This window comes from Bacillus sp. T2.9-1 (genome assembly GCF_950097965.1).
GTDB lineage: Bacteria > Bacillota > Bacilli > Bacillales > Cytobacillaceae > Niallia > Niallia hominis.
In genome coordinates this window covers 16,558-31,629 of record NZ_CATNHG010000109.1, presented here as the reverse complement: position 1 = coordinate 31,629, position 15,072 = coordinate 16,558, and the positions used below count along the sequence as shown (strand labels likewise).

Sequence of the window (15,072 nt, the reverse complement as noted above, 5' to 3'; positions counted from 1 at the left end):
GACAATTACACTATACCAAAGAATGAGGTGTTATTTCATTTTATTAAACACTGTCAAGCAACATATTTAATAGACCATAGACGCAATACAACTAACGATTTGCACTTATTTTTTTGGTGCGAAAGTTGAGTAATTAAAATTGAAATTTAATATCTATTTAAAGGGGATACCTAATTAAGACTAAGCCATTCTCTTTTGAAGTACCCACGTAGGAAAAAGCAAATGTAAAAACATGCATAAAAGCAGTGGATTTCACACCTGAAATCACACTGCTTTTTAGCATTATTAAAACACCTTTTTTATAACAAATACCTATTTATATGTAACTAAGGTCGATACTGGTATGCCAATTCCTTTTGGACTATCGGGATTATCCTTGAAACCATTAAAGCGTAAAGAATTAAAATAATTATATTTTTCATTATGGTTTTAAAACTACTTTTATACAATCATCTGCATGTTCATAGAAGGTTTTATACATTTCACTTGCTCGGTCTAACGGTACAACATGCGTGATAATTTCAGTAGGGTCAAATTCACCCTTTTGAATCATATCAAACAATATTGGCATATAATGAACAACAGGTGCTTGCCCCATTCTTATACGAATATTTCTTTCCCATAAATTACCTAAAGGAAATTGATTGTAAACAGAACCATATACACCTGTTAATTGTAAATTTCCGAATTTTTTAATAGCTTGCATACCAATTTGTATAGGGCTTGTAGTTCCCCCAACTAAACCCATTTGTTGTTCTTGTGCTTCTTTAGGAGTTTTCTTCCCATCCATTCCCACACAATCAATGACACAATCTGCTCCACCTTTTGTTAATTCACGAATATATTTTCCAGCATCATCAAATGTTGGAAAATCATCAAAGTTAATTACTTCCACATTGTTCATTTTTTTAGCATGATTTAAGCGATAAGGAACATTGTCAACTGCAATCACTCGACTTGCACCTTTCAACCATGCAAACTTTTGTGCCATAAAACCAACAGGTCCACAACCAAGAACGACAACTGTATCACCCTTTTTAACTCCTACATTCTCGACACTCCATAAAGCGGTAGGTAATACATCTGACATAAACAACAATTTTTCATCATCTAATTCTACTGATTCTGGGATAACAAAAGGAATAAAATTACCATATGGTACACGAAGGAGTTCCGCTTGACCACCTTGATACCCACCATATCTTTCAGTGAAACCAAAATAACCCCCAGTGTCTACAGCCTTATTAGGATTAGAATTATCACATTGGCTCTCCATTTCATTTTGACAGTAATGACAATGACCACATGAAATGTTGAATGGAAGAACTACTCTATCACCTTTTTTTACCTTTGTAACTTCCGAACCAACTTCTTCAACAATACCCATCGGCTCATGTCCTAATACATAATCTTTTGTAGCTGGTACTGCCCCTTGATAAATATGAAGGTCAGAACCACAAATTGCACTTGAAGTAATGCGAACAATAATATCATCATTCTTTTGAATTGTTGGGTTTGGTACTTCTTTGACTTGCATATTTTTTACACCTTGAAAAGTAACTGCTTTCATTGTTCTCAACTTCTTTCTTAGAATTTATATTTTGTCTTAGATTATCTTTTCCAGAAATTATTTTTTTATTCATCATTGTTGTCACCATCCTTATTAAAGACAACAACAAGAAGATTAATTATCGTCCTTTATTTGTTTTTTGTGATGTTTTTCATCATATTCAATCACTAATTCTAATTGTGGTATATAGAAATCAACGATGTAATTGTCCACTCTATATTTATCATAAATATAAACAATTCCTTCTAAAGAGTTTTTTAATATTTCTCCAAATCTGCGTTCCATTTGTTTGCGCGAAATTAATAAGATTATTAAACTCCTCAAAATATTGGCCTCTTATAGCGATATTAAAAACAGTATCTAGATTATAATGTAAAACTTTCCTTTTTACTTTTCTAGTTCCTTCTTTATTTTGTACTATATAATACTTAGTATCTTGAAGTAAATCTAATATTCTACTAATATTTATAAATGAATTGTTATATTTTGCATAGTGGTTTGGTAAAGTGTTGCAATTGCCTTCTGTGTCATCCAAACTGTTTCATCTGCTATTTTAACTTCTACTGATGTATCCCTGCCCTCTGGTTGATAGATCAAAGTTTTTATGTTATTTAACATTGCTCTACCTTCCTTTTCTACGTTCTTCTATGTACTATTATACCGTTAACCATCGAATAGTTTAACAAAAACAGAACGTTTATTCCCCTGTTATAACTTATTCTAAGACAAATATAAAACCCCTTCAGACTTGATATAAAATCCTTAGGGGCTGTTAATTTATTTAATTTGTTCTAATACGGTTTTGCTTAATTCAACTTCCACTCTCTGCTTTACCACTATTTGTGATACGGTTCACCGTAACAGGGCTAAATGAGGTTTTTTCCCCTGTCCATTTTAGATAGCTGGCTGAAGGATCACCCAATCTCTCTTACTCCAACAGCTCTTCCGGAAGCAGCTTAAATCCTTCAATCATCGAGTCTTCTTCCACCTTGATCAATAGACAGCGTTTGCCATTTTAATTGACCTGTTTGACATATCTCAAGTCTTGAGGGCTGATTGCAACATTCGCTACTTTTGTGCTGATCTTAATGGACTTGGACGCGTAACTCGGAACGATATGGCTTGCTTTCATTTCATACGTTTTGTCTTCAACCACCTGCTGAAATGCCCTTTCCACTTTTTCCGTATTCATATCTTTTACGCCGCTCGCCTTCAGCACACGTTCAATCTCTTTAGTATCCAAAGTAGGAGTACTCTCTTCTTCCACCACTATTTTCAGTAAATCGTTATCCAACTTAAATTGTTTTCGAATCTCTGCTATATCTTTGTTATTCATCTCTAAATTTTAACTCCCTGGCTAGTAAGATTCGTGTTTTGAACAAAAAAGAGCATCCAAAGCTACAGTTAGCTTTTGACACTTCTTTATTATAACAATCTTTAAGATGAAGAAGGCCTATCTATTATGGATTGCCTTTGTTCCTCTTGGGTCGTTATGCACCTCTACGTGTTTTGTATATTTTAAAATTAAATTGGTAACAATGTGTATGAATATGAAATTTTTAAGTACGACTAGAAATGTTTTTTCTCAATAAGAGGGGTGGGATGTACATGTTTTGGAAAAAAAAACAAATTGAAAGTAAGTTTGTTGCTCAATCAATAGCTGAATCAGAATTATCGATAGAAGCTCTGAAAAAAAGCCTCGTTCAAATGGATGATGCAGAATTTGTGGAAATTGACATTTCCGTTATTCGAAAAATTCATCTTGTTTACATACGAACTCTCATTGACCAAGAAAAATTAAATGAAAGCATTATAAAACCTTTAACTAAATGTTCCAAACCGTCTATTCAAGATTGTATTACGAATTCCTCCATTATTCACATTCCTAATTTTATAGAGGCAAAAAAACAGTTGTTTTCAGGTTCCATTTTGTTATTTGATTCTTCGCAAAACCTTTGGTTAGCTGTGCCATTAAAAAATCCTATTGGACGTGCCATTGAAACTTCCGAAACAGAAACCATTCTGTTCGGAGCAAAGGACAGCTTTAGTGAACAAGTAGAACAAAATATTACGCTTATTCGAAGACGACTCCCCATACATGAACTGAAAGCAGAGAAGTTTACTGTCGGTTCTATGAGCGAGACAAGTGTTGTTTTAATGTACATAGAGGGGCTGACTAATCCAGAATTTGTTTCAACAGTCAAAGAGAAGATTTCTGAAATTAATTTTGATCTCTTCTTTGACTCCTCTCAAGTTGCGGCATTCATGGAGGAACATCAAAACAGTATTTTTCCTCAGTTTCAGCAAACTGACCGGCCTGATATAGTTGCTTATTCTCTGGGATTAGGAAAGATCACCCTTCTGGTAGACAATACACCATTTGCTCTTGTTGCACCCATTACTTTTTTCCATTTATTCCAATCACCCGAGGACTATATTAATCGATGGGTAGTTGCCAGTTTTTTGCGCATCATCCGATATGCCAGTTTTGTTCTGTCAATCACATTGATTCCTTTCTATGTGGCATTGACAACTCATCACTATCAAATGATTCCTATGCAAACACTTCTGGTCTTGGTCGAATCAAGGAGCATGCTTCCTTTTACTCCTTTTTGGGAAGCATTTATCATGTTAATTTTTATTGAAATCATAAAAGAAGCAAGTTTAAGAATGCCTACAAAAACTGGTCAAACACTTGGGGTTATTGGTGGTATTGTGATTGGTCAAGCGGCTGTTGAGGCTGGATTCGCTAGCAAAGTATTAATTGTCATGGTTGGGATCTCGACGATAGCTTCCTTTCTTATTCCCAACTACCTTATGACAAAAGCAAATTCATTAATTCAATTGATGCTTCTTGTTTTTTCTTCTTTACTTGGGATAATTGGGATTGCACTAGGAAGCATTGCTATTTTGGCTCATCTTAATAGCTTGTCTTCAATCAAGCAACCCTATTTTTCACCAGTTTCCCCTTTTTTCGGTAAGGATTGGATTGACTTATTCATTCGAGGGCCATTAGTCAAAATGTTGGAGCGTCCAGAGCATCTTAAACCTCTAAAACAGAAGAGAGATAAAACTAGGAGATGACTTGATGATGGAAACCCACCAATTATTTAAAAAGAATGAAACCTATAATGGGTTCTATGCCATGTTGTTGGTAAATCGCCTCCAAATGCTATACTTCTTTCTGATTATGCCAAATATCTTGATCAATCCATATATGATTTGGGTGCTTATAGCTGTCGGGATATTATCCCAACTAAACCTTCTTCTTTTATCGAAGTGGCTTTTAACCCGTTTATCTAGCAATGGATATAATGGATTTGTCCAATTGTTTGGGAAAAAATTGGTACGTTTTCTCTCTTTCATCGGGTTGTTCTTTATTCTACTTAAACTTTCCGTCATAACGTTAGGATTCATCGAAATTGTTCAAACATTTATACTTCCATCAACAGATACAAATTTTCTTGTCTTTTTTATTTTGTTGTTATGTTTTTATGTCGCAGGTAGGGGCGTTGAACATACCATTCGTTTTGTGTTGATTTCTTTTTTCTGTACATTTTGGATGTTCACATTTTTCGTTTTTTTCGTCTTCCCTCCAATAGCTCAACTCAGTGATTTGTATCCACTTATTCCAATGGAGTGGAAAGTAGAAAATTGGAAAGCCGTTTTTTTAATTTTGTCTTCCTATTCTGGTCCGGAATTTCTGGTATTTTTGGGACCATGGCTTAAAACAAACAATAAAACCTTTCGCTATTTGTCTTACGGAAACGCTCTCACCGTTGTAGAGTATGTATTCCTATTTATAGCATCCCTATTTTTTTTCGGTTCCAATTATTTAAGTAAAACTCAATATCCAATTATTAATATGTCCCGTTATTTTCAAAACCCAGTGTTTGAACGAATTGATATGATCATGCTTTCCTTTGAATTATTTAACCTAGTTTTTGCAGTTTCTCTATTTCTACTATTGTTTTATGGAGCATCTAGAATAGCTTTTGGTAAATTGAGCAAGCCAACCAGTGGAAAAGGTTTGTTATTCAGTGTATTCCTTATTTTTATCGGAATGATTCTTGTGAATGAATTATTTTGGAAGCCTTGGGAGAAGCAGAATTTTTTACTTAATCTTCAAATTATAGCTGGAAGCATAAGCTATTTTCTTGTTCCACTTGTTATTGTTTTAGCAATGAAAAAAAGGGGAGTTAAAAAAAGTGCGTCTACATAAAAAGATATGTAATAGATTAATACTTCTTTTTATGACTATTTGTTTATCTGGCTGTGCCCCTTTTACCGAAAATAACCTTATTGAAGAAATTTCTCCCGTTACCTTTTTGGCAATTAGTAAGGGGGATACAGGGAAATTAAAAGTCAGTACAATTTTGCCTCCTCTAAGTAAAGAAAAGAAGTTTGTTATGTCGCAAGAAGTCAGCTTATTAAAGGAGGGAGTACAGAAGTACAACCTCAACTTCTACCAGGAAATGAAATCTGGACAAATGCGGATGCTGGTAATTAGTGATGAACTTGGAAGAGACGGCATTATGTCCATTATAAATGTATTATTGACTGATCCGGATATTTCTCCGAGAATCTATTTAGTAATCGTAAAAGGAAATTTTGATGAATACTTGGAAAGTCAATTGGACAAAGATGAAAACTTTGATTACTCGTTTTACCGTATGCTGAAGCATTATGAGGAAAAAAACCAAGGAGAATTAACTGTCGTTAATCTTCATCAATTTAAAAATTTGCTCTATACTCCTTATTCAGATCCTTTTTTGCCTGTATTCAAAATAGAAGAGGATGGGGTCAACTATGAAGGTACAGCCTTGTTTAAAGATGACAAGCTAGTTGAAACTATTTCATCTTTAGATGATCGTATCTTCCAGCTGATAAACAACGATCACTACTTAGTTGTTTTACCGATTCAAAAATTTGAAATTGTACTGGGTCATGTTAGATCTAAAGTAATAGTAGATTTCGATAGCAGCTATTCTACAATGACCTATACCGTGAATATGGACACTAGAATTGAGGAATACCGGGGAGAGAAACAATTATTTGACCCAAAGGAATTAGAAAATATGAAAAAAGATATCGAAACCCATCTTGAAAAACAAACACATGAACTGTTTAAAAAGATGCAAGAATTGAAAGTGGATCCATTACAGATTGGCATACAAACAAAAAGACCATTCTCAAAACCAATGGAAGAAAAAAAATGGATTGAATTGTTTGAGAAGATGGACATTAAAATACAATACAATATTAATATCGATCCTTTGACGGATGCAAATTCAAAAAGGCAAAACTTTTAATTTTTCTTATCGAATAACTCATAACGTATGTGATTTAATGCTTGATAAATATGCTTCGTATGCAAATCTTCCTTGTGCCATTCAGCCACAAACCCACCCACGTTCTTCCGCTGTTAATTCTGCAGGTTTTTGTGCTAAGCAGCGGTCAATAAAACGTGATTTATGGTGTTTCTTTACTTCACCTAAATACCGTCTACATCTTTGTTGGGCATCCGTGAAAAATTGGACGAGATGAAAGCGATCCAACACATGAATGGCAGATGGAAATCCGTTTGGTTCATCGTCGGTTGGCAAAGAAATTGTAAAAAAAGATGGTAACGGTAAAATCAATTTGATAAACTGGTTATACAAGGCGAAAACTCCTATCGTGGTTTGTCTAAGCAACAATTACGATACGTGAGTTTTCGCTTTTCTTCTATACTTAAATGTCACACGTGTTGATTAGCCAAAATCACGTAACACTTTTTTGATACATCATCCGAGCTGACGACAGAATTTCTTCGACGTATATTCGCCATTTTAATGGAAGTGCATGCCAAAGAAACAGGCGTGTAAAACCTGCAAATGACAAGGCTTCTACATCTGATTTTACCTGGATGCGCTTGTGTAAAAACTTTAATTAAACGGCTGACAATCCGTTCAAAAATGCGTTTCACGATGAGATAATTCAGTTCACCTAAACGTTTTGAAAGTGTCGAATAATCCACTGATTTCAAGCCTTGTGCTGGTGCAACATCCGCAGCGTGGTGCATACTTTTCCATTCAAATGTAGCGGCACCCACCAAGTAGTTTAAAAGTGTTGATACATCACATTTACGAGCCGTATCTTCAAACTGAACAGCTAGAATCCCGTCGATTTCTTTTTGTGAAATAAAGTTTTGAAGTAGTGTGAAAATCGTGGTATTCGCAAGCCTAGAGATTCCTCCTTGTAAAGGTTTGTGTGGTAACTTACATTTTACATGGAATCTCTCTTTTTTATTAGTTTTTAGTGATAAAAATTAGTTAATCAACAGACGTGATAACATATATGTATTAATTGCATATGTTATCTATAAACTTTATAAATATTTTACAATAATTCTTGTTGTTATTGTCCTAACCGAATATAACCATGATATTAAAACTATATATACCTTATACATATCTCATATGTACAACGGAAAACCATTACTGGCTCCGTTAGTGATGAATCACGATTTTCACGAAAAATGAATATTTCCAAACACGTTGTAATTTAATTTAAAAAATCTATATATAATTTGTATAAGTTTTAATGTACTCCATCAACAAGCTGATTGATTGAGTTTAACTTGGAAGAAAGCTCAATAAACCATGCTTCATCCCCCGTTGATAATGCCAAGTCTATTAGAAATAGAATTTCTTCCTTGTTTACCACCTTAGAAAGTGGCAGTTTCCTAACATTTTTACTTAAAATCGGAATTGTTTTGCCAAGCGTTTCACGATTGTCACTCGTAGCAACCGTTACTTTAACAACTCCATCCAGAATACTCTGTGATTCAATATAACCAATTATTAATTCCCCATCCTCTGATTTTCCCTTAATCCAATCACCTGTTTTCAAAACGGAATTACCATTCGTCAACATCCTTTTTCACCTTCTTAAGTTATTTTTGTATTTTATGAATGTAATCAAGATAGAACCTTTTTTTAAGCTACAGTCATCGGGGATATATCACCTAGATAAATCTGTAATGTTTTTTATTACAATTTAATAAAAAGAAGTCTACGGCCGTCAGTCACAGCCGCTATTTTGTTCTTGATTTATAAGATCGACAACTTCTTTAATTGTATAGTTCTTTAAATATTCACCCAAATGTTCTTCCGCACCTAAGAAAATTGTAAATAATACACTTTTCATATTTGCTCCCACAATACACTTTTCATTTGAATCAGTACACTTAGGCTGTAAAGCACCTTCAGAGGTTATCATATATATTTCCCAAAGATTAACTTCACTAAGCTCTAGAGTAAAAATAAATCCGCCGCCGGTTCCTTCTTTTGATTTTATAAATCCATGTTTTTTTAACAAGCTCAGCACTTTACGAATGCGTACTGGGTGGACACCAGCACTCTCTGAGATACCATCACTTGTTGACATACGGTCCGGCTGCAACGCAAGATAAGTTAAACTATGAATGGCAAGTGTAAAATCACTATTCATGTCCTGCCTCCTTATAAATCAACACAGCTAATTACCTTTTTGCTTTACATATAGCTTCTGCATCTTTTTTTAAAATCAATCAACATAGTGTAACAATATATATTACAGTTTATCTTGTCAAGTATCTAATTAGAAATGTTGTATTAACTCTTAACCATGAATAAGGAATTCCAAGCATCCTGTAAATCTTTACGAATCACCTTCACTTCCTTAAAGGTGCGTAAACATATTTGTTTGTTTAGAAATTTTTGTATAATTAAGTTTAATAACCCCATTGTTTTTTAACTTGTTCTTCTGCTAACTGTTTAATTTTTTCCCATGCCATTTCTTTATTTACAATGACATTGGTTTGATAATTTTTATCTTTATAATTAACTGTAACGAATACTTCAATCATCACTTTCTTCCTCCTTCCGAAATAATATTAATTGGCCACTTTTTGCCATTCGACGTTCGAAAATGTGCGAAGTCTACGAGGCAAAAAACTGCGGATTTCTTCCTCGTTATATCCAACCTGTAATCTTTTTTCGTCTTGGATAATTGGCCGGCGCAACATTTGAGGGTAGTTGATTATTAATTTATAAAATTCATTAAGTGGAAGAGATTCAATACTTACATTTAATTCCTGAAATGTTTTTGATTTAGTTGAAACAATGTCATTAGTCCCATCTTCAGTCAATCGAAGAATTGATTTAATCTCATCGACTGTAAGGGGATTGGATAATATGTTTCTTTCAATATACTCAATTTGATGTTCTTCAAACCAAGCTTTTGCTTTTCGGCAAGAAGTACAACTTGGTGTCGTATACAAATTAACCATACTTATACACACTCCTTCATATTATTCAGCTCATCTACTGGCTATACTGTAATTTTAATTATTACAGTTTGTAAAGTCAACTGTAAATTTATGGATTAAAATCAGAACGCATTAGAGTTTGTAATTTTTAAAATTACTGTACTTAAACTAGCCTCTTGAATGAAATGTTGGATAATAATGAAATAGATGGAAAAGACCCTCGTTGTTTTGTTCATTCTTGTTCTATTATCAGGGTATGGTGCTGACCGAATTATCGATAAAATTCAAATCATTGATACACTACCTTATGATAAGAAAGGAGACAAAATCGAAGGAATGGTGATCTATCCTCTCTTCACGGAAAAAGGGAAAACCGTATTAAAAGATTTCAAAACTTTTTCCAATACGTTTGAGGAAATCCTTCCATGATTGGATACAAAAGTCGCTTGGCCGGTTGAAATAGGAAAAAAAGGAGTCGCTGAAGCTTTAATAAGTCTCGATCGATCCTTTGTTCCCATTCATTTTATATAATATCCAAAGGTATTTTTCTTGTTGGTTTTGGAAATACCTCGTCAAGTCTGTTCAGATCTTCTATGGTCAATTGAATAGTAGCAGCTTGAGCATTGGCTAAAACATGTTCTTCCTTAACAGCTTTTGGGATAGCAATTACGTTGTTCGAACGAATGGTCCATGCAAGAGCAATTTGTAATGGCTGCACATTGTATCTTTCTGCAATCTCAATGATGGTTGGATCGCTTAGTAATTGTCTTCTTAAGCTCCCTCCCTGGGCCAGGGGACTATAGGCCATAATTGGCATGTTATGTTCATGATGCCATGGTAGGAGATCATAATCAATTCCTCTAGAACCTAGATGATATAACACTTGATTTGTCACACAATTTTTTCCGTTAGCGGTATCCCACAACTCTAACATATCATCCGTATCAAAATTAGAAACTCCCCATCTTACAATTTTACCATCCTTGCGCAGTCTCTCCATTCCTTCAATCGTTTCTGCCAATGGAACACGACCTCTCCAGTGTAAAAGATACAAATCAAGATGATCTGTTCCTAGTCGTTTTAGACTATTTTCACATGCACTTTCAATCAAATCTAACCCGGAATGATGAGGATATACTTTCGATACTAAAAAAACTTTATCTCTACGCCCCTTGATTGCCTCACCAACTAAACGTTCGGAATCGCCATTTCCGTACATTTCAGCCGTATCGATTAGCTTCATGCCTAGTTCAATTCCAAGTTGCAAAGCTTTGATTTCTTTGTTTCTCGATTCAGGATTTTCACCCATGTACCATGTTCCTTGACCAATGCTTGGAAGAAAGGTTCCATCAGGTAAAGTTACTACACGTTTTTCAAGTGAATGCTTAATTCTCAATATTTTTTCATTGTCAGGTAAACTCATTTTCATCATGCCTTTCATATCTCACCTTGTTTTTCTTGAACTGCAATTCTTCAATCATTACCGTTTATTGGAAAATCGGATCATTATTAAAAAATTAAATGTGGCTATACATGTTGTAGTATAGCCACAAAAATAACATTATAATCTCACTTATACCAAGTGAGCCCCGCCATCAATAAGAACAGTCGTCCCAGTAGTAAAACCATTTTTAGCAAGGTATACATAGGTTTCAGCTATGTCTTCCGGCTTTGCAATCCGTCCAACAGGGAGCTGTTGTGCAATGCCGTTGAACAGTGCTTGCCTCTGATCATCTGACATTCCAGCATAGATTGGAGTATCTACAATTCCAGGTGAAACCACGTTTACCCTAATAGGCGCTAGGTCTATAGAAAGTCCTCGAACCAATCCTTCAATGGCTGAATTGATTGCCGCTAACGTAGTAGCGCCTTGAGGAGGACGAACTCCATATACACCAGAGGTTAAGGTGATTGAGCTCTCATTGCTTAAATATGGAAGTGCAAAACGGACAGTGATATATTGCCCCCAGAATTTACTATCAAACGCCTCTTTTGCACTTGCCACAGGCAGTTCGCTAAAGTGCCCCATTGCGCCTTCACCTGCTGTTACCACAAGGTGGTCAAATTTTCCAACCTTACTGAAAAATTCTGCTACTTTTTCTTCGCTTCGAAAATCGATTTCAATTGCTTCTACATTGCCACCAAGAACTTGTTTTGCTTCATTTAATTTGGAAACAGAACGGCTGGCAATGATCACTTGAGCTGATTGATCGAGAAACGCTTTGGCAGTTGCTAAACCAATACCAGAAGTACCCCCTAAAACAACTACTCGTTTACCATTTAATGACATAGTAAAACCCCTTTCTTATTAAAACCTTTTTTTATTGAAATTCATTGTGAAATATTAATTTCTAAAACGATACTATTGAGTACTTACGCTATTATTCAGCTAATAATTTTAAGGATTCACGATTAAAGGCAGGAATGTCATCCGGAAAACGGCTTGTTACAATATTATTGCTTACCACAACTTCTTCATCTTTGTAGTTAGCACCTGCATTTTTGAGATCGTTCCTTATTGATTTGAAACCTGTTATGTCGACGCCTTTTAATAGGTCTGTATCAATTAATACTTGTGGGCCATGGCAAATGGCAAAAACAGGTTTACCTTCTTGTATAAATGCTTTTGCGAATTCACCAAAACGGTCGTCTTCACGTAATAAATCGGGAGAGAAGCCGCCAGGGATGAATAAAGCATCAAAGTCTTGAGGATTAACTTCCCCAATTCCTTTATCAATTTTTACTGCTTCACCTTTTTTACCAGTAATATCTTTTCCAGCCTGTATGTCGATTGTGATCACTTGATGACCAGCATCTTTAAATGCTCGTGCTGGTTCTGTGAATTCTACATCTTCAAATAAGTCTGTTATTAGTGTAGCGATTTTTTTGCTCATTATGATAAGCCCCCTTATAATTGTAAAGCATCGTTGGTATTATTCTCATTTAACACAATAAATACAAATAATCTACTGTTTTTAGTATATGTTACTGCTAGATATATGATGGTATAAAAACATTTAGTATCGCTCTGTCACGTGTTTAAGGATGGTGATGCCCTTTGGAAGAATTCGTGATGTCAAATCCTGCTTGTGACACATAGAAATACTTGATCCAAACCACATCTAAAAACGGTTCCCTTTTATCAAGTAAAACATCAATACTTTCCTTGCTGATGTCCTCCTTATTACCTTTCACTTTTTGTAATTTCTGACAGAAGCTCGTATGAATGCAGGCGAGCTTTGTGGTCGTAAACTTGTGCAATGACCATTATTTCATCTGCCTGGCTCTCCTCCAAAAATGTATATAGCTTGTCCTTTACCGTCTGCTGGCTGCCAACAATCGATGAGCCTAATTGCTGCTCGAGAGACTTTAATTGGTAGCTGCTGGCCAATTCGGAAATGTCATCTACCGGTGGTTGAAGCTGTGTAAGGTTGCCACTCATCAGATTCAAAAATTGCTGCTGCAGGGTTGTGAAAAGGCGCTTTGCCTCTTTATCCGTTTCTGCTGTAATGATATTCAATGCCACCATCGCATACGGCTTATCGAGAACATTCGAAGGCTTAAACGCCTTGCGATAGATCTGTAGAGCACCCAGAGTGTTAAGTGGCGAGAAATGGGCGGCAAACGCGAATGGCAAACCCAGTTCTCCGGCCAGCTGCGCACTGAAGCCGCTTGAACCCAGCAGCCAGATTGGAATATTCAAACCTTCACCCGGAATCGCTTTTATAGGGTTCCCTTGGGCCAGGGATGGATCAAAGTAACCGCGGAGTTCCGCTAATTGCTCAGGAAAGTCATCTCCGGTACTTCTCAAGTCGCGTCTCAATGCACGAGCGGTCAACTGATCTGTACCAGGTGCACGCCCCAGACCAAGGTCAATTCGCCCAGGATATAAGGATTCAAGAGTGCCAAACTGTTCAGCGATGACGAGCGGAGCGTGATTCGGCAGCATGATTCCTCCTGAACCAACCCGGATTTTTGATGTACCGGCTGCCACATGGGACATCACCACAGAAGTGGCGGAACTGGCGATAAACGGCATATTGTGATGTTCAGCGAGCCAAAAACGTTTGTAGTCAAGTTTTTCAGCATGCTGTGCGAGTTCCAATGTATTGCGGAAAGAGTCAGCAGGAGTACTTCCGGCTGTTATCGGTGAAAGATCAAGCACCGAGAAAGGAATTTCGTTTAGTTTATTTGCATGTTTAGACATAAGTTCATCTTCTTCCCTTATCTAATTTTTAAAACTAATCTAATACTGGAATTTCATGAGTCGAAAAGTAAGGCAACACAAACTCTCCAAGCTCCTGGATGACTTCCTCTGGAGGGCGCTTTGAAAAATACAATACAAATGCCAGGTGATTGACACCAATGGATTGAAATTGATATAGAATTTCTAATAACTGTTTGCGCCCTACACGAAATCCTAACGGAATCGGAACAGGAGACAAATCGGGATTTTCCGATAAATCGATAAATAAAGTCTGAGTGAAAGGTTTAAACACTCCTGGGGCGTAAATTTCCGACAACTCGCGATACTCGTTAATCAATTGAGTTTGTTGCGGGATAATCCTCGGGTACTGGATCCAGCCGTCCCCGTTCTGGGCGATCCATTCAATCGATTGATTGCTGAATCCTGTCACCATGGTCGGAATCGAAGAAAAAGGTTTGGGGATCATTCTCATATCCGTTCCATCGATGATGCCTAAATCGCTGTTGATAGTGGGATTGTGCTCCTTTAATAGCCGTTCAAGGAATGCATAATTCTTTTTAAACAGCCCTCCGCTTTCGAGCTTGGATATTCCCAAAGCTGTGAAATCTTTATCCCGGTCTCCTGAAGCCACTCCCATGATCAGCCGTTCGGGAAACAACCGGTCAATAGATGATGCTTCCTTTGCCACTCGGACAGGGTGGCGCAGCGGGAGGACCACACTCGCCGTCCCAAGTGCAATTTCCTTGGTATGGGCCGCAAGATAGGTCAAATAAATCCATACATCATACAATTGACCGTTATCATCAATATTCAAATTCTGAATCGTAACGTCCCGAAGCCACAATGCCGCGAAACCATGGTCTTCAATTTTGCGGGCAAGCGACAACTGATTTTCCATAATCGGATATTTGGACATCCTTGCCGTCGGAATCGTGAAACCAAGCGTCATTTTATCCTTTTGGTACAACCTGTTATATGCTCGATGCTGTAATAAACTCACTT

Annotated in this window: 18 protein-coding genes and 1 pseudogene; 4 read left to right on the top strand and 15 right to left on the bottom strand. The window is 36.3% G+C overall.

The features are described 5' to 3' along the window. Positions 1-421: 421 nt before the first annotated feature. From QQZ16_RS16510 to QQZ16_RS16495, 4 genes and pseudogenes are all read right to left on the bottom strand, one after another. Positions 422-1,570 (bottom strand): zinc-dependent alcohol dehydrogenase, encoded by a 1,149-nt coding sequence (locus QQZ16_RS16510; RefSeq protein ID WP_031537008.1) that lies wholly within the window; start codon positions 1,568-1,570, stop codon positions 422-424. Positions 1,571-1,684: 114 nt separating this feature from the next. Next, positions 1,685-1,894, bottom strand: a complete 210-nt coding sequence (locus QQZ16_RS16505) for a DUF559 domain-containing protein (protein ID WP_047944579.1) — start codon at positions 1,892-1,894, stop codon at positions 1,685-1,687. A gap of 141 nt (positions 1,895-2,035) precedes the next feature. Next, a complete protein-coding gene (locus tag QQZ16_RS16500; RefSeq protein ID WP_284561525.1) occupies positions 2,036-2,167 on the bottom strand; it encodes a hypothetical protein in 132 nt (43 codons plus the stop codon). Positions 2,168-2,498: 331 nt separating this feature from the next. Beyond that, positions 2,499-2,834: pseudogene (locus QQZ16_RS16495) on the bottom strand (DUF4317 family protein); the annotation flags it as partial. 344 nt (positions 2,835-3,178) lie between these two features. Here QQZ16_RS16495 and QQZ16_RS16490 point away from each other — a divergent pair. The 3 genes from QQZ16_RS16490 to QQZ16_RS16480 are packed head-to-tail and all read left to right on the top strand — an operon-like array spanning position 3,179 to position 6,882. Continuing rightward, complete coding sequence (locus QQZ16_RS16490; protein WP_235252360.1) at positions 3,179-4,654, top strand: spore germination protein; 1,476 nt, start codon at positions 3,179-3,181, stop codon at positions 4,652-4,654. Between the two features lie 4 nt (positions 4,655-4,658). Beyond that, complete coding sequence (locus tag QQZ16_RS16485) at positions 4,659-5,792, top strand: GerAB/ArcD/ProY family transporter (RefSeq protein WP_081836610.1); 1,134 nt, start codon at positions 4,659-4,661, stop codon at positions 5,790-5,792. A gap of 31 nt (positions 5,793-5,823) precedes the next feature. After that, the gene (locus QQZ16_RS16480) at positions 5,824-6,882 is read left to right on the top strand and encodes a Ger(x)C family spore germination protein (protein WP_047944582.1); all 1,059 of its coding nucleotides are present in this window, start codon (positions 5,824-5,826) and stop codon (positions 6,880-6,882) included. A gap of 81 nt (positions 6,883-6,963) precedes the next feature. On the opposite strand, the gene QQZ16_RS16475 is transcribed toward QQZ16_RS16480, so the two are convergent. The 5 genes from QQZ16_RS16475 to spxA form a co-directional block, all read right to left on the bottom strand. Continuing rightward, complete coding sequence (locus QQZ16_RS16475; protein WP_031537013.1) at positions 6,964-7,233, bottom strand: transposase; 270 nt, start codon at positions 7,231-7,233, stop codon at positions 6,964-6,966. A gap of 919 nt (positions 7,234-8,152) precedes the next feature. Then, the gene (locus QQZ16_RS16470; protein WP_031537014.1) at positions 8,153-8,488 is read right to left on the bottom strand and encodes an IDEAL domain-containing protein; all 336 of its coding nucleotides are present in this window, start codon (positions 8,486-8,488) and stop codon (positions 8,153-8,155) included. Positions 8,489-8,635: 147 nt separating this feature from the next. Then, entirely contained in the window at positions 8,636-9,064 is a 429-nt protein-coding gene (locus QQZ16_RS16465; RefSeq protein WP_031537015.1) for an RrF2 family transcriptional regulator, read from the bottom strand. A 262-nt stretch (positions 9,065-9,326) separates the two neighbouring features. Beyond that, positions 9,327-9,461 (bottom strand): BA3454 family stress response protein, encoded by a 135-nt coding sequence (locus tag QQZ16_RS16460; protein ID WP_031537016.1) that lies wholly within the window; start codon positions 9,459-9,461, stop codon positions 9,327-9,329. A 27-nt stretch (positions 9,462-9,488) separates the two neighbouring features. Then, positions 9,489-9,884, bottom strand: a complete 396-nt coding sequence (gene spxA, locus QQZ16_RS16455; protein ID WP_031537017.1) for a transcriptional regulator SpxA — start codon at positions 9,882-9,884, stop codon at positions 9,489-9,491. 186 nt (positions 9,885-10,070) lie between these two features. Between spxA and QQZ16_RS16450 the strand changes: the two genes are divergently transcribed. Continuing rightward, on the top strand, positions 10,071-10,292 hold the full coding sequence (locus QQZ16_RS16450; RefSeq protein WP_031537018.1) for a hypothetical protein: 222 nt from the start codon (positions 10,071-10,073) through the stop codon (positions 10,290-10,292). A gap of 94 nt (positions 10,293-10,386) precedes the next feature. On the opposite strand, the gene QQZ16_RS16445 is transcribed toward QQZ16_RS16450, so the two are convergent. The 6 genes from QQZ16_RS16445 to QQZ16_RS16420 form a co-directional block, all read right to left on the bottom strand. Beyond that, the gene (locus QQZ16_RS16445; protein WP_031537019.1) at positions 10,387-11,286 is read right to left on the bottom strand and encodes an aldo/keto reductase; all 900 of its coding nucleotides are present in this window, start codon (positions 11,284-11,286) and stop codon (positions 10,387-10,389) included. Positions 11,287-11,436: 150 nt separating this feature from the next. Continuing rightward, positions 11,437-12,153, bottom strand: a complete 717-nt coding sequence (locus QQZ16_RS16440; protein WP_031537021.1) for an SDR family oxidoreductase — start codon at positions 12,151-12,153, stop codon at positions 11,437-11,439. A 91-nt stretch (positions 12,154-12,244) separates the two neighbouring features. Beyond that, positions 12,245-12,757: a type 1 glutamine amidotransferase domain-containing protein gene (locus tag QQZ16_RS16435; protein ID WP_031537022.1), complete on the bottom strand. Its 513-nt coding sequence runs from the start codon at positions 12,755-12,757 to the stop codon at positions 12,245-12,247. A gap of 145 nt (positions 12,758-12,902) precedes the next feature. Beyond that, on the bottom strand, positions 12,903-13,058 hold the full coding sequence (locus QQZ16_RS16430) for a hypothetical protein (RefSeq protein WP_284561524.1): 156 nt from the start codon (positions 13,056-13,058) through the stop codon (positions 12,903-12,905). Next, entirely contained in the window at positions 13,048-14,070 is a 1,023-nt protein-coding gene (locus QQZ16_RS16425; RefSeq protein WP_031537023.1) for an LLM class flavin-dependent oxidoreductase, read from the bottom strand. The genes QQZ16_RS16430 and QQZ16_RS16425 overlap by 11 nt, the downstream gene beginning before the upstream one ends. Before the next feature lie 34 nt (positions 14,071-14,104). Beyond that, positions 14,105-15,070 carry a TIGR03571 family LLM class oxidoreductase gene (locus tag QQZ16_RS16420; protein ID WP_031537024.1) on the bottom strand — a complete coding sequence of 322 codons (966 nt, stop codon included), beginning with the start codon at positions 15,068-15,070 and terminating at the stop codon, positions 14,105-14,107. Between the last annotated feature and the right edge of the window lie 2 nt (positions 15,071-15,072).